Origin of the sequence: Pseudovibrio exalbescens DSM 16456 (assembly GCF_000422785.1) — a bacterium.
Taxonomy (GTDB): domain Bacteria; phylum Pseudomonadota; class Alphaproteobacteria; order Rhizobiales; family Stappiaceae; genus Pseudovibrio; species Pseudovibrio exalbescens.
Genome location: NZ_AUGS01000002.1, coordinates 20880 through 41858 on the forward strand (window position 1 = coordinate 20880; position 20979 = coordinate 41858).

23 protein-coding genes are annotated in these 20979 nt (G+C 57.0%); 13 read left to right on the top strand and 10 right to left on the bottom strand.

Annotated features, from left to right (window positions below; translation table 11 throughout):
• The first annotated feature begins 80 nt into the window (after positions 1 to 80).
• Positions 81 to 629 (top strand): gamma-glutamylcyclotransferase, encoded by a 549-nt coding sequence (locus G512_RS19790; RefSeq protein ID WP_036488327.1) that lies wholly within the window; start codon positions 81 to 83, stop codon positions 627 to 629.
• Here the strand turns inward: G512_RS19790 and G512_RS0102600 are convergent.
• The 5 genes from G512_RS0102600 to ftsE form a co-directional block, all read right to left on the bottom strand.
• Complete coding sequence (locus G512_RS0102600; protein WP_051268817.1) at positions 626 to 1009, bottom strand: hypothetical protein; 384 nt, start codon at positions 1007 to 1009, stop codon at positions 626 to 628. The genes G512_RS19790 and G512_RS0102600 overlap by 4 nt on opposite strands.
• 123 nt (positions 1010 to 1132) lie before the next feature.
• Positions 1133 to 1930, bottom strand: a complete 798-nt coding sequence (locus G512_RS0102605) for a lysophospholipid acyltransferase family protein (RefSeq protein ID WP_028480348.1) — start codon at positions 1928 to 1930, stop codon at positions 1133 to 1135.
• Between the two features lie 78 nt (positions 1931 to 2008).
• Positions 2009 to 2779 (bottom strand): YdcF family protein, encoded by a 771-nt coding sequence (locus G512_RS19795; RefSeq protein WP_081657346.1) that lies wholly within the window; start codon positions 2777 to 2779, stop codon positions 2009 to 2011.
• Positions 2780 to 2899: 120 nt separating this feature from the next.
• A complete protein-coding gene (locus G512_RS0102615; protein ID WP_208974919.1) occupies positions 2900 to 3976 on the bottom strand; it encodes a cell division protein FtsX in 1077 nt (358 codons plus the stop codon).
• Entirely contained in the window at positions 3969 to 4628 is a 660-nt protein-coding gene (gene ftsE / locus G512_RS0102620) for a cell division ATP-binding protein FtsE (protein ID WP_028480350.1), read from the bottom strand. The genes G512_RS0102615 and ftsE overlap by 8 nt, the downstream gene beginning before the upstream one ends.
• Before the next feature lie 282 nt (positions 4629 to 4910).
• Between ftsE and G512_RS0102625 the strand changes: the two genes are divergently transcribed.
• The 3 genes from G512_RS0102625 to G512_RS0102635 are packed head-to-tail and all read left to right on the top strand — an operon-like array spanning position 4911 to position 6799.
• Positions 4911 to 5846 carry an MJ0042-type zinc finger domain-containing protein gene (locus tag G512_RS0102625; protein ID WP_051268820.1) on the top strand — a complete coding sequence of 312 codons (936 nt, stop codon included), beginning with the start codon at positions 4911 to 4913 and terminating at the stop codon, positions 5844 to 5846.
• Positions 5843 to 6388 (top strand): hypoxanthine phosphoribosyltransferase, encoded by a 546-nt coding sequence (gene hpt / locus G512_RS0102630; protein ID WP_028480352.1) that lies wholly within the window; start codon positions 5843 to 5845, stop codon positions 6386 to 6388. Before G512_RS0102625 ends, hpt begins: the two co-directional genes overlap by 4 nt.
• 12 nt (positions 6389 to 6400) lie before the next feature.
• A complete protein-coding gene (locus tag G512_RS0102635) occupies positions 6401 to 6799 on the top strand; it encodes a response regulator (protein ID WP_028480353.1) in 399 nt (132 codons plus the stop codon).
• 92 nt (positions 6800 to 6891) lie between these two features.
• Here the strand turns inward: G512_RS0102635 and G512_RS0102640 are convergent, their stop codons facing one another.
• From G512_RS0102640 to argH, 4 genes are all read right to left on the bottom strand, one after another.
• Entirely contained in the window at positions 6892 to 9450 is a 2559-nt protein-coding gene (locus tag G512_RS0102640) for a TIGR02302 family protein (RefSeq protein WP_036488329.1), read from the bottom strand.
• Positions 9451 to 9552: 102 nt separating this feature from the next.
• On the bottom strand, positions 9553 to 10818 hold the full coding sequence (gene lysA / locus G512_RS0102645) for a diaminopimelate decarboxylase (protein ID WP_028480355.1): 1266 nt from the start codon (positions 10816 to 10818) through the stop codon (positions 9553 to 9555).
• A 53-nt stretch (positions 10819 to 10871) separates the two neighbouring features.
• Positions 10872 to 11099, bottom strand: coding sequence for a lipoprotein (locus G512_RS0102650; protein WP_028480356.1), 228 nt, complete (start codon positions 11097 to 11099; stop codon positions 10872 to 10874).
• A gap of 145 nt (positions 11100 to 11244) precedes the next feature.
• Entirely contained in the window at positions 11245 to 12642 is a 1398-nt protein-coding gene (gene argH / locus G512_RS0102655) for an argininosuccinate lyase (RefSeq protein ID WP_028480357.1), read from the bottom strand.
• A gap of 30 nt (positions 12643 to 12672) precedes the next feature.
• Between argH and tlpA the strand changes: the two genes are divergently transcribed.
• Positions 12673 to 13332: a thiol:disulfide interchange protein TlpA gene (gene tlpA / locus G512_RS0102660; protein WP_028480358.1), complete on the top strand. Its 660-nt coding sequence runs from the start codon at positions 12673 to 12675 to the stop codon at positions 13330 to 13332.
• Between the two features lie 35 nt (positions 13333 to 13367).
• Here tlpA and tesB read toward each other — a convergent pair whose 3' ends face one another.
• Positions 13368 to 14243, bottom strand: coding sequence for an acyl-CoA thioesterase II (gene tesB, locus G512_RS0102665; RefSeq protein ID WP_028480359.1), 876 nt, complete (start codon positions 14241 to 14243; stop codon positions 13368 to 13370).
• 143 nt (positions 14244 to 14386) lie between these two features.
• Between tesB and G512_RS0102670 the strand changes: the two genes are divergently transcribed.
• The 8 genes from G512_RS0102670 to G512_RS0102710 all read left to right on the top strand — a co-directional run bounded on the left by G512_RS0102670 (position 14387) and on the right by G512_RS0102710 (position 20925).
• Positions 14387 to 15598, top strand: coding sequence for a ubiquinone biosynthesis hydroxylase (locus G512_RS0102670; RefSeq protein ID WP_028480360.1), 1212 nt, complete (start codon positions 14387 to 14389; stop codon positions 15596 to 15598).
• 36 nt (positions 15599 to 15634) lie between these two features.
• Positions 15635 to 16498, top strand: a complete 864-nt coding sequence (locus G512_RS0102675) for an SDR family oxidoreductase (protein ID WP_036488332.1) — start codon at positions 15635 to 15637, stop codon at positions 16496 to 16498.
• 26 nt (positions 16499 to 16524) lie between these two features.
• The gene (locus G512_RS0102680; protein WP_208974920.1) at positions 16525 to 17046 is read left to right on the top strand and encodes a TspO/MBR family protein; all 522 of its coding nucleotides are present in this window, start codon (positions 16525 to 16527) and stop codon (positions 17044 to 17046) included.
• Positions 17047 to 17075: 29 nt separating this feature from the next.
• Positions 17076 to 17267 (top strand): twin transmembrane helix small protein, encoded by a 192-nt coding sequence (locus G512_RS0102685; protein ID WP_028480363.1) that lies wholly within the window; start codon positions 17076 to 17078, stop codon positions 17265 to 17267.
• A gap of 51 nt (positions 17268 to 17318) precedes the next feature.
• Positions 17319 to 17894: a cob(I)yrinic acid a,c-diamide adenosyltransferase gene (locus G512_RS0102690; RefSeq protein WP_028480364.1), complete on the top strand. Its 576-nt coding sequence runs from the start codon at positions 17319 to 17321 to the stop codon at positions 17892 to 17894.
• Between the two features lie 301 nt (positions 17895 to 18195).
• A complete protein-coding gene (locus G512_RS0102700) occupies positions 18196 to 18945 on the top strand; it encodes an electron transfer flavoprotein subunit beta/FixA family protein (RefSeq protein WP_028480365.1) in 750 nt (249 codons plus the stop codon).
• Positions 18946 to 18970: 25 nt separating this feature from the next.
• On the top strand, positions 18971 to 19900 hold the full coding sequence (locus G512_RS0102705; protein WP_028480366.1) for an electron transfer flavoprotein subunit alpha/FixB family protein: 930 nt from the start codon (positions 18971 to 18973) through the stop codon (positions 19898 to 19900).
• A 143-nt stretch (positions 19901 to 20043) separates the two neighbouring features.
• Positions 20044 to 20925: a 3-hydroxybutyryl-CoA dehydrogenase gene (locus G512_RS0102710; protein ID WP_028480367.1), complete on the top strand. Its 882-nt coding sequence runs from the start codon at positions 20044 to 20046 to the stop codon at positions 20923 to 20925.
• Positions 20926 to 20979: the final 54 nt, after the last annotated feature.

The following is a 20979-nucleotide window of genomic DNA, read 5'->3' on the forward strand; positions in this document are numbered from 1 at the left end:
CATACTGACGGGCAGTTGCGTTGACTCTTGCGGACTGTTACCCGATGCGCAGCAAATTAAAACACGGAAAATAGCAGGTTATGCGAGATTTATGGGTGTTTGGCTACGGATCACTGATCTGGCGACCGGGATTTGAGTACGAAGAGGCTGTTCCGGCGCTCGTTCGGGGGGTCCACCGCTCCCTATGTGTCTATTCTTGGGTTCATCGCGGCACACAAGAACAACCGGGTCTGGTGTTCGGTTTGGACCGGGGCGGTTCCTGCCGCGGCATGGCCTTTCGCGTGGCCGGACAAAATCGCGAGCGCACCATCGCCTATCTACGGGAACGCGAACAGGCCACCATGGTTTATCGGGAGACAGTACGCGGGGTTGAGCTGGACGGACGCCCGCACGATCCGGTGGAAGCGCTGACCTATGTTGCAGACCGCACCCATCCGCAATACGCCGGTGCACTTCCGCGTGAACGGCAGCTGGAAATCGTTCTGTCAGCCTGCGGTCAATCAGGCCCTAACCCGGAATATGTGGTGAATACGGCGCAACACCTCCATCACCTCGGCATTCACGACCGAGATCTGGAGTGGCTGGAAAAACAATTGATCGCGCACCGAAACAAAACGGCGACAAACTAGTCTGAAAACAGCCCCGCCGTAAGATCTTCAAGAGTTTGCTGACGGTCCGCATCTGAGTTGCACAACAGGTGAACATAAAACCCAAGCCGGCGGCGCCGTTTGGGGAGGCTGCGCGCGCCCATCAACTCCCCTTGTGAATCGGCCTGCCCAAGCCAGACGACCAAATGATCCATGCGATCGTCAGCTACCAACACAAGACTGTTGGGATAGTCCTGCAGTTCATTTTCCTTGATCTTGGAAAACAGGTAGCGCTTGCCAGAGTCCCCTTCCCAGTACCGGAAGCGGTCCCCTGCGGACAGGAGTTCGGATACACGGGCGGCCCGCCCGCTGGCTGAATTGGACCGGAATAGGGAATACTGCACGGTTGATACTCGCTTCATTACCCACTCGATGATTCTGAGTATAGGAACAAAATATGAACGAAAAGCAACCAGCGCAACAAAAAAGCCACCTGCGATCGCTCACAGCTGGCTTTTTGAGGTTCTGCGTTCGTTTTGAAGGCTTTATGACGACGCCTGAGCAACCGCCTGTGTCGTTTGGGCTTGGCGTTCACGGGCTTCCTTGACGATAATGTTGTCCGGAGTCGCAGCCGCAGCCTCTTCAAACAGTGCATTGGAGGCCGTCTCGATGTCGTGTTCCAAACGCGCAAGAAACGCTTTTTGGTCCAATCCCGGCTCTATCGGCGGCAGAATTTGTGCGCTGATCGTGCCAGGAAAACGGAAGAAACGCCGCCGTGGCCAGTAGACACCGGAATTGACAGCGACGGGCACCACCTTGCAGCTCAACGAGGAATACAGGTGCGCAATGCCATACTTGTATTTGGGTTCCGCCCCCGCCGGACGCCGGGTTCCCTCTGGGAAAATAATGATGTGGCGTTGCAGGTTGATGGCCTCCTCGGCACTGCGCGCCATGGACGCCAATGCCGCAGACCGCTTTCCGCGATCAACCGGAATCTGCCGCAGTTTCCAGATGTACCAACCGAAAATCGGTATTGCCCTCAACTCGCGCTTCAAGATGAAGGAAGGCGCCTTCAGATGCGCCAGCAAGGCAAAGGTTTCCCATGCCGACTGATGCTTGGATGCAATGATGCAACCTTCCTCGGGCAGATTTTCCAGACCACGAATGTCCGATTTGACGCCCCCTACCCAGCGCAGCAGGAACAGATTGACATTGCACCAAATGGGCAAGATCCAGAATCCCCACCGCCAAGGCAGCAGAAAGATCGGCATGAACGCGATCATGAGGACAAACGTTGTCAGATAGAAGAGCAAATTGAAAAGAACCGAACGCAGTAAAATCATGAAACCCAGTCTGTATGTTCGCACGGGGAAATTGCGGCAAGCAGACACTTGCGCCGGGCTCCAGAAAGACGGTCCGCCCTACAGCAAGGCGTTCCAGCTCACCCGAACCCGCACAAGCGTATACTTCACAAATTCGCGCAGGAGAAGCTTTGTTGTTTCCCCTTCAAGATACCAATGCCGCAAATCAAGCCCTTCATGAAAGACCGGATTGGGAATAATCTCCACATCCGGCAGCAAGGCCTGAAGTTCCGTCAGTGCCCGGGGCATATGATAGGCGCTTGTCACCACAACGATGCTCTTGAACTCGTTCTTGTGCGCCCATGCCGCCGTTTCCGCAGCGTTGCCGATCGTATCCCGGGCACGTCGATCCAAGTCCACACAACACTGAAACAAGGCCATCTTGCGCTCGGTCAGGCGGGAAATCTGTTCGGCGGTGGTTTCAGGATGAACGCCGGAAATGAGAAGGCGCTTGGCTTTTCCTTCGGCCAACAAGCTCAACGAGTTGGTGATGCGCTCCCGTCCGCCCGTGAACACCACGATACCATCGGCGGACCGCAGCTCATCCATGGGAGCCGTGTTCAAGGTGGCGACGAAGCTGAAGAAACTGGTCCCCAACGCGACAAGGCACGCAAACAAGACACCGACCACGAACAGGATCAACCGTCGAAACGTTATCCAACGGGAGCGCCGTGACCGAACAATGCGCCTTGGCTCCTTTGCATTCTCACAGGCATCTGACGGACCTTGCGAGACGCGCGCACGCTGCTCCGGTTCATTCGAGCGAGCCGAAATCTCACTGGCCTTGGAGCCGGCCGAACTAGGGGGAGCCAAAGTATCGTCTTCTGTCATATGTGAGTGGTCCGCGCGCATTTTGCCTCGCCCGTGGCGCGCCTGTTCATTGCCTCAATTTCCTTGAAGTGACCTTAACACCAGATCATGGCCAAAAGTGAACTCAAATTTAGCGAAAGATTAGTCCATCCCCGCCAGATGCGAATGAACGGCTATTCGTGACGTCAAGGCTGTCAAAACAGCAACCAGAACAACCACCAGGCCGGCACCGACATATCCCAACCAACTGACCGAGATCGTACCGAGCAAGGCTTGCGCCTGACCTGCGGCACCGAACTCGTTGGGTGTATTCCCCAAAAACTCGATGAGCATGAAACTGAGGCAGCCGATAGCGCCGCCCACAAGCCCGCCTTTCAAGCCCAGAACCAGAAAGTGACGTTGGAACTGAGAGGCGATGAAACTGTCTTCCGCCCCCACAAAGTGCAAGACTTCCACCACCTCCTTGTTACCGGACATGGCAGCGCGGGTGGCAAAAACCACGGACAGGATCATGGAGGCCAGCACAAGGATCAGGATCCCGAACCCGATGACAACCGCACCGTTGGCCATGGAGGACAGCTGCTGGGTCCACAGCCGATGATCATCAAGACTGGCGCCGCGTATGTCATCCTCGATGGTGGCTTTCATCTCCGTGAGATCGAGAAGCTCCGGCTGGGCAATCTTCACAAGGATCAAGCGCGGAACCGGCAAGTCATCCAGATTGAGATCCCCTCCCAGCCAAGGCTGGAGCAACTCCTGAGTTTCCTGATCGGACAAGGCACGCACATGGCCAACTCCCTGAAACTCCTGAGCCAACGCCACCGTTCTGTCGATCTGCTGCAACATGTCGATGCCATCCACCGGGCGGATCTGAATGGTGATCTCGCGAACAAGCTCGTTGCTCCAGTCCGTGGCAGCATCATTGACAACAGTAACGAACCCCACCGTCAGGCACGCGAGAAAGCTCATGATCGCCACAACCAGCATCAGCGCCCGCCCGGCAACCGCCTGAGGCGGCACGATGGGGGCTTGCCTTGGCTTCTGGATGCGACGTTTGCCAGCCTGGGTCTTTTTGACGGGCTTTTTCGGGGCCTTGAAGGAACGCCGGATACCGCCCGGCCCCTTTGGGGCCTTCCCCGAGGGGCGTGGGCCACCCCCTCGTTGGGCCTGTTCATGTCTTGTCAGAGCCGGCTCGCGTCGTTCCATACTGTTACTCATCAACTATCATGCGGCCGTCATGCAGCACCAGATGACGGGCGTTCACCTGCTCCAACAAGTGAAGATCGTGGGTCGCAATCAGAACAGATGTTCCAAGCCGATTCAATTCAATAAACAATCGAAGCAGGCGTCTGGCCAGTGGCGCATCCACATTCCCGGTCGGCTCGTCCGCCAACAACACTTCAGGACGGGTAATCAACGCCCGCGCGATGGCCGCGCGCTGCTTTTCCCCGCCTGACAGAACGGGCGGCATGACGTGCATGCGGTCCCCAAGGCCAACCCACTTCAACAGGTCGATGACATCCGATCGGTAGTCCGCTTCCATCTTGCCGGCCACTCGATGGGGCAAGGCCACATTCTCGTAGGTTGTCAGATGGTCCAGCAAACGAAAATCCTGAAACACCACCCCGATGCGCCGACGCAACGCGGGAAGCTGTGATTTCGTCACCCGGGAAGTATCCGTCCCGAACGCAGAAATAAGGCCACGCGTTGGACGCAAAGACAAAAACAACAAGCGCAAAAGGCTGGTTTTGCCGGCCCCCGACGGTCCGGTCAGGAACTGGAATGACTGCGGTTCAATGGAGAATGTCAGATCCTTGAGGATCTCCGGGCCCATGCCATAGCGCAAACCGACGTTTTCGAACCTAATCACCAGCAGCTCCTTCGTGTTGGCGCCACGCTACAAGCCCGCTCGTTAATGGATCATTAAGCATGCACCCTTTCATTCTGCAACTATCCCCAAATCATTGACAGAGTTAAGAACAGCAGAAATCAGTGACTTGCATTTTCCACCATCGGTTTATAGCTAAACTGACAAGAGAGTTTAACAATTCCTTAATCATATGAAGATTCTGTTAGGCCCAGAAACCATCTGCGGAGTGGCTGGTGCCATGTTGGGGCAGAACGGACAGAGCCGAGGAAACCAGGATCTTCCATGAAATTGAAGATCAGATGCCCGGAATGCAACACCACCTACGAAATTCCCAGCGAGAAAATCGGCGGGGAAGGTCGAACGGTGAAGTGCACCCGCTGCAGCACAAGTTGGCGCGCCCGCGCTGATGATGCTGATACCATCGCCCTGAATGAAAAGAAGGCAGACGCTGAATGGCAGCAGCTGGACCGTGAAAGCGCGCAGGCCGCTCCTCCACCACCACCTCAGGATCCGGCCCCTTCCACGACCGAGACTGCCGAACAGATGAGCGCGGATCAAACCGCTGCCACTGCCGAAAATGAAGCAGACGCAGACCCGAGTGAACAGGCGGACGAAAAAACCGCATCTGGCGCAGACAGCCCGCAAGAAACCGGCGAGAACGACGATGCGGCCGCTGTCGAAGCCGCAGCAGCCAAGGCAACCAAAGCGCGAGATCGGGTGCGGTCGCGCTACGCCCATTTGGCCAAAAAACGGCTTGGCGCCTCTCCGCGCGCGCGCCGGATCATGGGCGGGGCACTTTTTGCCGCTTCCCTTCTGGTCTGTGCGACGACACTGGTTTATAGAGACACCTTCGTTAGACAGTTCCCGGATCTGGCTGGCCTTTATCAGTTGGCCGGACTGACGGTGAATCTGCGCGGTTTGGAGTTTCGGGATCTGAGAACCTTTCGCGAGGTTGAAGACGGCACCACCGTTCTTGTGGTGGAAGGGGCCATCGAAAACATCACGGACAAACGTGTGGGGATACCTGCCGTCCGATTGTCCCTGCGGTCGCATGATGGGCACGAACTTTACGCCTGGACCGTGGAGCCGCGCTTGATGACGCTGGATCCGGCAACCAAGACCAGGTTCCGCACCCGGTTGGCTCAGCCACCGGACCGGGCCGCAGACATTCAAATGCGCTTTGTAGAGCGCCAACAAAGAAGAGCGAGCACTAGATGACCGGTACACCGGAAATCCGCGTTCTGTATGATGAGGCGGCAATCGCCGAACGCATTACGGGCATTGCAAAGAGCATTGCAGACCATCAACCCGAGGACCTACTCGTCGTCGCCATTTTGAAAGGCAGCTTCATGTTCGCGGCTGACCTGGCGCGCGCTCTGCATGCAGCAAATATCGCCCCGGAAATGGAATTCCTTCACCTGTCCAGTTACGGCACCGGAACCGTTTCTTCAGGGCATGTTAAGGTGTTGCGTGACATAGAAAGTGATGTCACGGGACGAGACGTGATTCTCGTGGACGACATTTTGGAGTCTGGACGGACATTGAAGTTCGCGCGCGACATGATCGCTGAGCGCGGTGCAAGCTCCGTCCGCGTGGCAGCCTTGTTGGATAAGCCGATGCACCGCAAGGCAGATATTGAAGCAGATTATGTGGGGTTTGAATGCCCCGACAAGTTTGTGGTCGGCTATGGCATGGATATGGCCCATGCGTGGCGGCAACTCCCATTCATCGGGTATGTGCCGCAGGACGGTGACGCTTAGAAGGGGGACAAAATGGCCCGCGTACTTCTGACTGAGGATGATGACGCCGTACGTGCGTTTGTAAAACGTGCGTTGGAGCTGGACGGCCACACGGTTACGGCCGTTTCTGACGGCAGCGAGGCCGCTGAAGCCCTGACGAACGAGCAAGGTGCGTTCGATCTGTTGCTCTCGGACATCCGCATGCCGGAGATGGACGGCATCGCGCTGGCCATGCAAACCAGCCAACGCTATCCGGGCCTGCCCATTCTGCTGATGACCGGCTATGCCGACCAGCGTGAGCGGTCCGACGAGGTCAGCAATTGCGTGCGCGATGTGTTGACCAAGCCATTTTCGCTCGTTGAAATTCGCAGTGCTGTGACAGAGGTTCTTGCGGATGAAACAGTGACAGAAAAACGGCGCCTCTACGCGTAGGCCTTGCTCGCATCCCGAAACTGTTCGCCGCCGGCCACGGATTTTCCATGGCCGGCGTTGCACTATCTGTGGCCTTTTAAGCCATTTTCCGATCAGTAGCGATTGAGCAAGCGCTCCAGATAGTCCAGTTCCAACTCGGGACGATCGGGCTGAGAAAAACGGCGACGCAATTCTTCAAGAATGCGGCGAGCCCGCTGAATGTCGATTTCATCCGGAACTTCAACCTGATTGCCAAAATCCGGCCCTTGGGTGCGCCGCATCCGGCCGAGCGGATCTTGACTGAACGGGGCGTTGCGGGTCATGCCCGGCCCGTTTCCTTCCCCAGCCAACTGTTCCGCCATCTGTTGCGCACCGTCCCGCAACTGATCGAGCGCCCGCCCTTGATCGCTCAGGGCCTGTCCGGGAGCTGATTGGCCCAGCGCGCCGCGCGCATCATCCATTGCGTCTCCGGCACCCTCGAGTTGCTCGTTGCTGCCCATTCCGTTATTGGCAAGCTCATCCAACATCTTTTGAAGCTGATCTGACAGGTTTCCCTGCTGTTGCTGCAGGTTCTTCATTGCCTCGGCCAACTCTTCCGGGCTCATCTGGTTGCCGGACTGATTGGGATAGGAGCGCATCCGCTCATCCTGGCTGTTCGGCGCATAGGGATGGGTCTGATCCATCAGATCCTGTTGACGCTGGATCATCTCGCCCAACTCATTGAGCGTTTCCATCATCTGTTGTTGTTGCGGTGATGGAGCACGTGGCTGGGCCGTCTGCAGGTTCTCGAGCATTTGCTGCATCTGAGAAAGCAATTCGCGCGCCGCATCCAATGAGCCCTGCCGTGCCAACTCTTCCATCTGCCGCATCATTTCATCCAGATCCTGCGGATTCAGCTGTTGCGCATTGGGGTTCATGGGCATCTGTTGCATGGCCTGCGGGTTTTGCTGCATTTGTTGCATCAGGGCCTGTAGATACTCCTGAAGGGCTTCACGCAGGTTGTCCATCAAGCGGGCGATTTCCTCCGGCGACGCGCCCTCTTCCAATGCCTGTCGCAGCTCTTCCTGCGCATCCCTCAGCGCCTGTTCAACCGCTGACAGATCGTTGTCCTCAATTGTCAGGGCAAGTGTCCACAAGACATCAATGACCGCGCGAAGTTCCTCATCGCTTTCGGCATCGACAAGCTGGCGATACGCAAGACGCATGGGAAGAAAAATGCCAGCGTCATTGATGAACCGCTCAGGTGCCAACATCAGGCTGTCGAAAGCATCGATTACCCGGACATGCTGATTGGCATCCATTGCCAGATCACGGCGTTGTTCGACTACAGCGCGCGCCAATGGCTTCGTGAAGCGACGTTCCGGCAAGGCAAGCACAAGGCGATCGGACACGCCAAGCTGGCCCGCCTCGTCCCGCGCCTGCAACTGAACGCGCACCTTGGACCCGGCCCATGGATGGGCAGTCAAATCCTTGAAGGTTTCCCCCGTGCCCTCACGTGCCAGTTGACGCGGCAGGGAGAGTTGAATTTGCGGCGCCTCGATCAAGGGCCGAGGTGGCTCAGCGGTCTGGCCCCTGGGCAATTGAGTTACTACCGCTTCAGCAGAGGCAACGCCGTAATCATCTTCAACCGTATACTGAAAGCGCAGGCTACCGGAAAGCTGCGGCTCCGGATCCTCAAGATAGGCAATCGAAGGTGCGTGGTCAGGTGCCACATTGAACCTCCACAGATAGGCCGTGGTTCCGTCGTCAGTTACGGACAGCTCGGATGTCTGGCGCAACTCAAAGCGCCATTCCTGACCAGTCGATTGCGATGTGTCGCTGCCATCCTTGGCGTCAGTTCCTGCCAGTTTGACCGCCTCTCCCGAGACGACCGACACATCCACGTTCGGTCCGTTCTGCACTCGAACCAGAAGCTCACTGCCTTCCGGCACCTCATAAGGAGCCGACGCATCACGCAAGTCCTGGGCTGTGCCTGTCAGAAAGATGGGTGCTTCCCCCGTGTAGGCAGGAGGGGTAACCCAAGCGTCAATGCGCGCCGGAACAGCCGACCCAGACCCGCTGAAATCAAAGGGCTGACCAAGTGTCGTCCAGCGATCCGGACCGGAAACGGCAACGGCAACCACAAGAAGCATGGCCGCCAAGGCGCGTAGACCATAAGGATCCTTGGTAAAACCGCGACTGTTGGGACCGCGTACCCGCAAGTGTCCCACCAACGCCAGAAGCTGGCGGCGGTGATACTGCCACAGCGCTTTGGAAGCGGGATCCCCCTCGCCCAGCGCCATGGTGTCTTCCAGCGATTGAAGCGGCGCATGGGCCAATCGGCTCGATTGCTCAATGCGGCGAATGGCCTTGGTGCGGTCCGGCCAACGAACGCTCAACAGGCCACGGGCGGACCAAAGGCCAACGCCAACAAAACCAAGAGCAATGAACGCAGACACAAAGCTGGGCAGATAGCGCCATAGGCCCAAAAAACTGAGCGCAATATAAAACGCCAGCAAGATGCACAGGGGCACCAGATGGGGCCACACCTGTTCCCACAGCATATACAGGCGCGCGCGCAGCTGCAGTCGGTACACCCGCGCATCAAGAGCCGACGAAAATGCCAGATAGGTCAGGGAATGCTGCGCCTTTGGGGAAGAACGCGATGTGTCTTGCGGAGCCTTGTCTGCCACGGGGCCTCACTGATCGCTTTTTCTCTTTAAGGTGGAGCATAGGGCGATCAGTGACAAGGAGCAATTAACTTCCCTAAGGAAAGTTTCACGTAACCCTTACTTTTAAGTAAGCCACTCCGGGAGCTCGTCCTGTCCCAGAAGGTCATCATAGGAGGGACGCTTGCGAATAACGGCGAACTTGTCACCATCCACCAGAACTTCCGGAATCAGCGGCCGCGTGTTGTAGGTCGATGCAAGCGTTGCCCCATAGGCCCCGGCGGAATAAACCACCAGCAAATCCCCTTCCGTGACCTTGGGCACGGCCCTGTTTTGCGCCAGATAGTCGCCCGTCTCACAAACCGGCCCGACGACATCGGCCATCATGGTCGAGCCGTTCTGAAGGGCCTCGTCCACGGCGCCAATTTCGTGATGCGCATCATAAAGCGTGGGACGAATGAGGTCATTCATGGCCGCATCAACGATCACGAAATTCTTCGCCTCACCTTCTTTCACGAAAATTGTTTCCGTTACCAGAATGCCCGCATTGCCAGCAATCATGCGGCCCGGTTCAAAGACAACCCGGCATCCCAACTTCTCGACATGCTTTCTCACCACTTCAGCATAGGCGACAGGGTCAGGGGCATTCATGCTGTCCGCGTAAGGAATTCCAAGGCCGCCGCCTACATCCACGTGTTCAATCTCGTGGCCATCCGCCTGCAGCGTTTCAATCAGTTCACCAAGACGAGAAAACGCGCTGTCAAAAGGGTCGAGCGAGGTGATTTGAGAACCGATATGCATATCGATACCCGCCACCTTCAGGCCTGGCAATGCGGCAGCATGGGCGTAAATTTCCCGAGCACGCTGCCAGGGAATGCCAAACTTGTTTTCCGCCTTGCCGGTTGAAATCTTGGCATGGGTCTGGGCGTCCACATCCGGATTGATGCGCAGCGACACCGGCGCCACCTTTTCCATGGCGGAGGCCACTTCAGAAAGACGTCGCAATTCCGGTTCGGATTCCACGTTGAAGCATAAAATTCCGGCCTCCAAGGCAAACTGCATTTCCTTGCGGGTCTTGCCGACACCGGAAAACACCACCTTGCTTGCCGGAATACCGGCCGCCAAAGCCCGGCGCAACTCGCCTTCTGACACCACATCCGCACCAGCGCCCAGGCTGGCAAGAACCTTGAGAACGGCAAGGTTCGAATTGGCTTTCAGTGCATAGCAAACCAGATGATCCACGGATGCAAACGCATCCTTGAAAACACTGAAATGCCGCTCAAGGGTGGCGCGCGAATAGCAATAGAAAGGTGTTCCCACGCTTTCAGCGATTTCGGGAACAGATACCCCCTCGGCGAACAGCACGCCGTTCTTGTACGTGAAATGATGCACTGGCCAGTTCCTCTAAGGTCACCTGCCGGCTCACTCGGCAGGAGAAAACTCGTCTAGAGGCCCGGGTCGATCAGCGGATCCAGAAGAAAGCGCTTCTGTTCCTTGGTCTCGGGGGCCTCCGGTGTTTTGGAAACCTCGGCTTGGTCCTGCGCTTGCGGTGTTTCCGCGCGAACCGGTTCAAGACTTCCTTTACGCCCACAGGCTGCCACGCTCATGGCAAGACCGGCCACAACAGCAACAGTGACCAATTTCGGCGCGACCTTCGAGAATTGACTGCTCATTCTCTTTTCAACTCCAGTTGATGGGCACCCATCATTAAACCGTGTTCGCCTGCCGGACGCTGACCCCCGAAATCCATCGGGGATCAACTGGTAATTCCATGCATCGCTTTTTGGCGAACATCAAGGGTCCAGTTTTCATAAAGATTCAGGACCGTTTTGCATCCCGCTCCAGTTGCTTCAACCAGCGCCGTGCTTGCTTGCGCACGTTTGCCGGACTGGTGCCCCCATAGCTGACGCGGCTGCGCACGGACTTGTCTACAGACAGAACACTGTACACGTCATCCGTGATATTTGGCTCGACGCTCTGCATATCTTCCAGCGAAAGCTTATGCAACTCCACATTTTTCTCAACCGCCTTGGCAACCAATGCACCGGTCACATGGTGTGCATCGCGGAACGGCATGCCCAGAACCCGCACGCACCAATCTGCCAGATCGGTGGCGGTGGAGTAGCCAGACCCCGCCGCTTTCTTCATGACCTTGGTGTTAGGCTCCATGTCGCGCACCATGCCGGTCATGGCCGCCAATGCCAACGACAGGTTCGGCAAGGCATCGAACGCCTGCTCCTTGTCTTCCTGCATGTCCTTGGAATAGGTCAGCGGCAGGCCCTTCATCATCACCAGAAGCGCGTTCAACGCGCCATAGATCCGGCCCGTCTTGGCACGCACCAGTTCCGCGGCATCCGGGTTCTTCTTCTGCGGCATGATGGAAGAGCCGGTAGAAAACTTGTCGGACAGCTTGATGAAGTTGAACTGGGCCGAGCACCAGATCACGATCTCTTCCGCCAGACGCGACAGATGCATGGCGCAAATGGAAGCATCAGACAGCGCTTCCAGAACAAAGTCACGGTCTGACACGCCGTCCAGAGAGTTGGCGGTTGGGCGGTCAAAGCCCAGCGCCTTGGCCGTCATCTCACGGTCGATCGGGAAGGACGTACCCGCCAGCGCCGCGCAACCAAGCGGGCTTTCGTTCATACGCGCCCGCGCATCCTGAACACGGGAGCGATCGCGGGCAAACATTTCAACATAGGCCATCATGTGATGGCCAAAGGTCACCGGCTGGGCAGACTGCAAGTGGGTGAACCCGGGCATCACATCGCCGGCGTGCGTCTCAGCCTTTTCACAAAGCGCCTGAAGCAACTCGGTCAACTGGTCTTCAAGATTGTCGAGCGTATCACGCACCCAAAGACGAAAATCCGTGGCAACCTGATCATTCCGCGAGCGCGCGGTGTGCAAGCGACCCGCCGTCGGACCGATCAATTCCGCAAGGCGCGCCTCGATGTTCATGTGGATGTCTTCAAGCGCGCGCGAAAATTTGAAGGTCCCTGCCTCAATCTCTGACAAGATTGTGTTTAGACCAGACACAATCTTTTCGGCATCATCGCTTGAAACGATACCTTGCTCTGCCAACATGCGTACATGCGCCTGTGACCCGGCAATATCCTGTTTGTACAGCTTTTGGTCGAAATCGATAGACGCATTGATTTCTTCCATGATTGCGTCGGGTCCTTCGGCAAACCGACCGCCCCACATGCGGTTGCTCATGTAACGCCCTCTTAGTGTTTGGGAATAGATATGAAGAATTCGACCACTACCGGAAACTTTGGACTTCGAAAAGCCCTTGTCGCAGGTTTGGCCGGATTAATTGTCGGCTTGGGCGGTATTTACATATATCAAACACAGGTTGCGACCGGATCTGCCGCAAATGCCTGCCAATCATCCATGGCGGCAGCCGAACAGCTCAAGCCTTTTGCCACCGGCGAAGTTGCTGCGTTCCTGCCGGCGCAAAAACCTCTGGTGGTCAGCGACCTCACCTTCAACACGCAAGACGGTGCCCCCCTTTCCATGGCGGATATCAACGGCACCAAATTGATGAACATCTGGGCCACGTGGTGTGCACCTTGCCGCAAGGAAATGCCGCATCTGGACCGCCTGCAGGCCGAGATGGGCGGTGACGACTTCAACGTGATTGCGGTCAATGTCGACAGGAACGATACCGACGACAAGCAGATCGCCTTTCTTGAGGAAATCGGCGTCAGTCACCTCGCCTACTACTCTGACAACAGCATGAAGGTGTTCAACGACCTGCGGGCCAAGGCCCGCGCCATGGGTCTGCCGACAACCATCATGGTGGGGCAGGACGGATGTGAGATCGGGTCCATGTACGGCCCGGCAGACTGGGCATCACCAGAAGCTCTGGAACTCGTCAACCGGGCCATGGCGGCGCAGGAATAAAGCACATCGAGGATCGTTTCTTATCCGATACGATCCTATTCCTCTTCCTTGGGGCTCACCAATCGCATCAGGCCTTCCTGGGTGGTGGAGGCGACCAGAACACCGTCGCGGGTGTAAAGACTTCCGCGATTAAACCCTCTCGACCCAGAGGCACTCGGGCTGTCTTGCGTGTACAGCAACCACTCATCCGCCCGGAACGGACGGTGAAACCACATGGCATGGTCGAGGCTGGCCACCTGCAGGCTGCTGTCGAATACAGACCGCCCATGCGGGTAAAGCGCCGTATCAAGCAACGTCATGTCCGAGGCATAGGCCAGAACGCATTGATGAATGCGCGGATCATCCGGCAACGCCTCCGTGGCGCGCACCCATACATGTTGATAGGGCGGCAACTTCTTGCTGCTCAGAAAGTGGGTGTAGTCCACCGGACGCAGTTCGATCGGACGCTCCCGGCGCCAGTAGCGCTTCACCGCCTCGGGCGCATGGTCAATGAACTTTTCCTTCAGTTCGTTCTCGCTGGTCAGATCCTCCGGCATGGGCACATCCGGCATGTCGATCTGATGTTCGATCCCCTGCTCGGCCACCTGAAAGGACGCAGACATGGAAAAGATCGCCTTGCCATGTTGAACGGCGACCACGCGCCGGGTGGTGAAGCTGCCGCCATCGCGGATCCGATCCACCTCATAAATAATGGGAACCTGAGGATCACCGGGACGCAGGAAGTAGCCATGAAGTGAGTGCACGGATCGGCTGTCTTCCACGGACCGTGAGGCAGCGACAAGCGCCTGACCAATCACCTGTCCGCCAAATACGCGCTGCCACCCAGCTTGTGGACTGCGACCGCGAAACAGATTGTGTTCAAGAGGTTCCAGATCAAGTATGTCCAAAAGAGCTGCAACAGCGCTTGTCATAACGACATTCCTACTTCAGATATGTATTACGGATCGCCCGTGACTACGCAGGGTCGCAGGGCATAAGTCAATGGGACCATGAGTGCAGCCCACAACGCACAGGGAAGCCGATGAGTGAGAAAAATATGTCCACTGCTGATGAAATGCTAGATGTAGTCATCGGAGGGGGCGGCTATGTAGGCCTGTCACTGGCATTGGCGCTGAAACAATCCGAACCGGACATGAAGGTGGCGCTTGTGGATCTGCGCCCGCGCTCCGCCATTGAAAACGACCCGCGCGCTTCTGCCATCGCCGCCGCAGCATCTCGCATGTTGGACCAACTGGGTGTTTGGCATCAACTGCAAGATGACGCCCAGCCCATCAATGACATGATTGTCACCGACAGCAAGCTTCACGATAGCGTGCGTCCGGTCTATCTGACTTTCGATGGCGAAGTGGAAGAAGGCGAACCGTTTGCTCACATGGTCCCGAACAACCGCATGGTGGGGGCCCTGCATGATGAGGCCGTGCGCGAAGGCGTAACGATCATCGCACCAGAAAGCATCGACGATTTTTCTACCGACGCGGCTTCTGTCACCATCCGCCTGCGCTCCGGCGAAATGCTTCATTCCCGCCTGCTCGTGGCCGCCGATGGTGTCAGATCGAAACTGCGCGGTTTGGCCGGCATCCCGGTCAACCGCTGGGACTACAAGCAATCCGGAATCGTGACCACCGTTGCCCATGAGCGCCCGCACAATGGCCGTGCAGAAGAACACTTCCTGCCCTCCGGCCCTTTCGCCATCTTGCCGCTCACCGGCAATCGGTCCTCCATCGTCTGGACCGAAAAGCCGCTTGAGGCACAACGCCTTGTCAATGGTGATGAGTTTACCTTTGAAATCGAGTTGGAACGCCGTTTTGGTCGCCATCTTGGCGAGCTAAGCCTTGACGGCCCGCGCGCAGCTTTTCCGCTCAGCCTGACGCTGGCTCGGTCCTTCATTGGAAACCGCTTTGTGCTTGCCGGTGATGCTGCGCACGGCATTCATCCCATCGCCGGCCAAGGTCTCAACTACGGCTTCAAGGATGTGGCAGCACTGGCTGAAGTGCTGGTGGACGCCCATCGGCTGGGCCTCGATATTGGCGCAGCCCACATTCTGGAGCGCTACCAAACCTGGCGCCGGTTTGACACCTACCGCATGGGCGTTACCACCGACATGTTGAACCGTCTGTTCTCCAATGACTTCGATGTGGTCCGCGGCGTACGTGACTTCGGACTGGGACTGGTAGAGCGTATGCCGTTCATGAAAAAGATGTTTATTGGCGAGGCGGCAGGCACCACGGGCACAACACCAAAGCTGTTGATCGGAAACCCGATCTGATCAACCAACAACATTCTGAGATTGAGGGGCGATCTCGTGTCAGCACCAACCGCTACCGGGCGCAGCATCCTGATTACGGGCTGCTCATCCGGCATTGGCTATTCTGCCGCAAACATCCTGAAACAGCGAGGCTGGGACGTCTTTCCCACCTGCCGCCAACAAAAGGATGTGGACCGGCTGCGCGAGGAAGGTTTTTGCGCGTATCTGCTCGACTATCAAAAACCTGAGACCATTCAAGCCGCTGTCGAGGCTGTGCTCTTGGAAACCGGCGGTCGGCTTGATGCGTTGTTCAACAATGGCGCCTACGCCCTGCCCGGTGCCATCGAGGATTTACCGGTCCAGGCCTTCCGCGATCAGTTCGAAGCCAACTTTTTCGGCTGGCACGATCTGACATGCCGCGTGATTCCGATCATGCGCAACCAGGGCCATGGCCGTATCGTTCAGTGTTCCTCGGTACTTGGCCTCATCGCCATGAAGTATCGCGGCGCCTACAACGCCAGCAAGTATGCATTGGAAGGCCTTACCGATACGCTGCGCATGGAGCTGGACGGATCCGGTATTCAGGTCAGCCTGATTGAGCCCGGTCCGATTGAGAGCAAGTTCAATGAAAACGCCATGGCCATGTTTCACCGTGAACTGGGTGACCCGGTCATCGAGCGGTCGGCATTCAAGGCGGCCTATTATCGCCGCCTCAACCATTTGAAAAAAGGCGGCGCCACCCGGTTCAAGCTGGGGCCGGAAGCGGTGGTGGATCGGCTGATCCATGCCATTGAAGCCAAGAAGGCCAAGCCCCGGTATTTTGTCACTGTGCCAACTCACCTGATGGCCATTCTGCGCCGCATCCTTCCAAACCGAACCCTCGACAGGTTCTTGATCCGTGCCGCAGATGCGGAGGAATAAACCAGACAACAGGAGGCGTAAGGCACATGTTCAGCTTTTCAGATGAAACCAAGGCCAAACTGCGAAACCGCGTTGTTTGGAGCCGGCTGGTTGGATGGGCATTGCTGTGTTACGCCGCCGCAATTTATGGCGGTGTCGTCACTGCGCCGGCTATTCCGGAATGGTACGCCGGCCTGACCAAACCCTGGTTCAGCCCACCCAATTGGTTGTTCGCCCCGGTGTGGACCACGCTCTACGCCATGATTGCCGCAGCCATCTGGATCGCGGTTGAATTTGATCGTTCAGGTGCGGAGAAAGCGCAGAAACTGCGCCTTCAACTTCTGTTCGTCTTTCAAATGGTCCTGAATGGGCTCTGGTCCTGGGCGTTCTTCGGCCAAAAGTCTCCCGCCATCGCCTTGGCCATTCTTGCCATTCTGCTCTTAACAGGCATCGTAACATTACGTATATTCGCCTCTCGGCGTCCTTTGGCGGCCTGGCTGTTCCTGCCCTATGTGGTGTGGTTGAGCTTCGCGGGTCTGCTCAATGCGGCAATCGTACGCCTGAACTAGCAGCAGTCGGTTCAAGGAAAGGAACAGGTATGGGCGGTGTCATTAACGCCATGGTTCCAGTCGCGCTCGCGGCTGTGGCTGTGGTGCTGTGTTTGGGGCTTTGGAACATGATGCGGGGCGGCAGTCCAAACCGATCTCAAACGTTGATGCGGTGGCGCATTATTCTGCAATTTGCGGCGATAATCCTCATCATGGCGAGCGTGTATTTTCTGAAAAGCTGAGGCCGACCGGCTCTGAACCCATCCAATCAACTATTTAATCTAGGGGACCACATGGTTGTTCTGAATAAAATTTACACCAAGACGGGTGACGACGGCACCACCGCGTTGGGATCCGGTGAACGCCGGCCCAAATACGACTTGCGTGTTGAAGCCTACGGCACGGTCGACGAAACCAATTCGATCATCGGACTGGCTCGCCTGCATTCTGCCACAGCTTTGCCGGAGCTTGATGAGACGCTGGCCCATATCCAGAACGATCTTTTCGACCTTGGGGCAGATCTGGCAACCCCTCATACCGACAAGGACCTTGGCTATGAACCGTTGCGGATCACCGCCAAGCAGGTTGAATATCTTGAAATGATCATCGACCAGCTCAACAGCGAGCTGCAGCCGTTGCGGTCTTTCGTGCTGCCGGGGGGCACCGCGCTGTCTGCCTATCTGCATCAGGCACGGACGGTGTCACGGCGGGCAGAGCGTCTGGTCGCGGAACTACGCGAAAAGGAACAAGTCAACGCCGAGGCCATGCAATACCTCAACCGGTTGTCAGACCTCATGTTTGTGGCGGCCCGTTTTGCAAATGACCGGGGCGAAACCGATGTTCTCTGGGTCGCCGGCAAAAACCGCTAGGCCAAAGAGAGCCCCGCGATTCAACGACAGTCCAACGATGGTTGAGGTTTTTGTATTCACAGGTCATTCCAAGGTCGATCAATCTCCTGCCAGCCCGTTTTCAAGGCTTAGACTTTGGTTGGAACAGGGGCGTAAATTACCTTAGGCCATCGTTGACAGTACTCATATGGCTGGCTACCGTCGATGCCAACTGCAATGCACAACGGGTTTCGCAGTCGGCCGGGATAAAGCTGTTGCGCCAGCTCATGCCAGATAGCCGCAGCGCCGGGGCCATTGCAATTCTGGTGGAGGTTCAAGGAAAATGAAAATTCTCGTGCCCGTGAAACGGGTCGTCGATTACAACGTCAAAGTACGTGTCAAGGCGGACGGGTCTGGCGTGGAACTCGCCAACGTCAAAATGTCCATGAACCCGTTTGACGAAATCGCGGTGGAAGAAGCGCTGCGCCTGAAAGAAGCCGGCAAGGCCACTGAAATCGTCGTCGCCTCCGTGGGGCCGCAACAGGCCACCGAAACGATCCGCACCGGTCTGGCCATGGGTGCCGATCGCGGAATTCTGGTCAAAACCGACGAGACGACCGAGCCGCTCGCAGTCGCAAAGATCCTCAAGGGCATTGTCGAGGAAGAAGAGCCTGGCTTGGTAATTTTGGGCAAGCAGGCCATCGATGATGACTGCAATCAGACCGGTCAGATGCTGGCTGCCCTGCTGGGCTGGGCACAGGGCACTTTCGCTTCGAAAGTGGATCTGGGCGACGGCACCGTTGATGTCACCCGTGAAATCGATGGCGGTCTGCAAACCGTGAAGCTGAACATGCCTGCAATCGTCACCACCGATCTGCGTCTCAACGAGCCCCGCTATGCGTCACTGCCCAACATCATGAAGGCCAAGAAAAAGCCTATTGATGAAAAGGCGCCGGGTGACTACGGCGTGGACATTGCCCCGCGCCTGAAGGTGCTCAACACCGCTGAGCCGGAAAGCCGCAAGGCCGGTGTGAAAGTCGAGAGTGTCGCCGAACTGGTCGACAAACTGAAAAACGAAGCCGGCGTGCTTTAAGGCCCGACAAGAGGAGTTGAAACAGATGACCACGCTTCTTGTAGCGGAGCATTCCAATTCGGAACTCAATGAAGCCACGGCCAAGACGCTGACTGCAGCGGTTGCGCTGAGTGGCGACGTGCACATCCTTGTTGCGGGCAAAGGTTGTGCCGCAGCAGGCGAAGCCGCCGCAAAACTGGACGGCGCTGCCAAGGTTCTGGTGGTGGAAGGTGATGCCTATGAACATCAACTGGCTGAGCCGATGGCTGATCTGATCCTGTCATTGGCGGGCGAGTATGATGCCATTCTTGCGCCTGCAACCACCAACGGCAAGAACATCCTGCCGCGCGTGGCGGCAAAGCTTGATGTCATGCAGATCTCCGACATCATGGCAGTCGATGCGCCTGATACCTTCAAGCGTCCCATTTATGCGGGCAACGCCATCCAGACGGTCCAGTCCACGGATGCAAAGAAAATCATCACCGTTCGGACCGCGTCGTTCAACGCCGCCGGCGAAGGTGGCTCCGCTGCCATTGAAACCGTTGGTGCGGGTGCAGATGCGGGTATCTCGTCGTTTGTCGGCGAGGAAATTGCTGAATCTGATCGTCCGGAGCTGGCATCAGCCCGTGTGATCATTTCCGGTGGTCGCGCGCTTGGCTCTGAAGAAAAGTTCAACGAGGTGATTACGCCGGTTGCCGACAAGCTGGGTGCCGCCATTGGCGCATCGCGTGCTGCGGTTGACGCGGGCTATGCCCCCAACGACTGGCAGGTGGGTCAGACCGGCAAGGTTGTCGCTCCGGAGCTTTACATCGCAGCAGGTATTTCGGGTGCCATCCAGCACCTCGCCGGGATGAAGGACTCCAAAGTCATTGTTGCCATCAACAAGGATGAAGAGGCCCCAATCTTCCAGGTTGCGGATTATGGGCTGGTCGCCGATCTGTTCGAGGCTCTTCCGGAGCTTGAAAAGGCTCTCTAGGGCCGTTTACAATGTATCGACGAGCCCCGGGATGCGAATTTTCTTTCCGGGGTTCTTGCTGTTTCAAGAAAGTCTTGTCATGAATATGCAACTTCTTGGAGCAGCTTCTTTGGCTGTTGAACACAAAACGTTTGGATCACACGATGGTGCTAGAGATTAAAAAAGTCGGGGTAGTCGGTGCCGGTCAGATGGGTAACGGTATCGCTCATGTCTGCGCCCTCGGCGGGTTTCACGTCGTCCTCTACGATGTGTCCCAGGAGCAGATCGAAGCGGGCATGGAAAGTGTTCAGGCCAACCTCAACCGCCAGATTGGCAAGGGCAAGATTTCCGAGGAAGACCGCGATCGCGCCCTCACCTTCATTCATCCGACCGGAAACATCAATGACTTGTCAGATGCCGATCTTGTTGTTGAGGCGGTCAACGAAAACGAGCAGGTCAAGCGCAAGGTTTATTCGGCACTCTGCCCGGTGCTGAAGCCGGAAGCAATTCTTGGCACCAACACCTCTTCGATTTCCATTACACGTCTGGCATCTGCCACAGACCGGCCCGAGCGCTTCCTGGGCGTTCACTTCATGAACCCGGTTCCGGTAATGGAACTTGTGGAGCTGGTGCGCGGCATTGCGACGGAAGACGAGACCTTTGAAGCCTGCCGTGTCTTTACCGAAAAGCTCGGCAAGACCGTTGCGGTTTCTGAAGATTTCCCGGCATTCATGGTCAACCGCATTCTGCTGCCGATGATCAACGAAGCCATTTACACCCTGTATGAAGGGGTGGGCTCGGTGGAAGCCATTGATACGGCCATGCGTCTGGGTGCAAACCACCCGATGGGGCCGCTTCAACTGGCAGACTTCATCGGTCTAGACACATGCCTGTCAATCATGCAGGTGTTGTACGAAGGCTTGGCCGACACCAAATACCGTCCCTGCCCGCTGCTGGTCAAATACGTCGAGGCGGGCTGGCTTGGACGCAAAACTCAGCGCGGGTTCTACGACTACCGCGGCGAGGTTCCCGTGCCGACGCGCTAAGGCGCTGCACAGGTTCAGCTACCAAAAGCCCGCCCAATGGCGGGCTTTTTCATG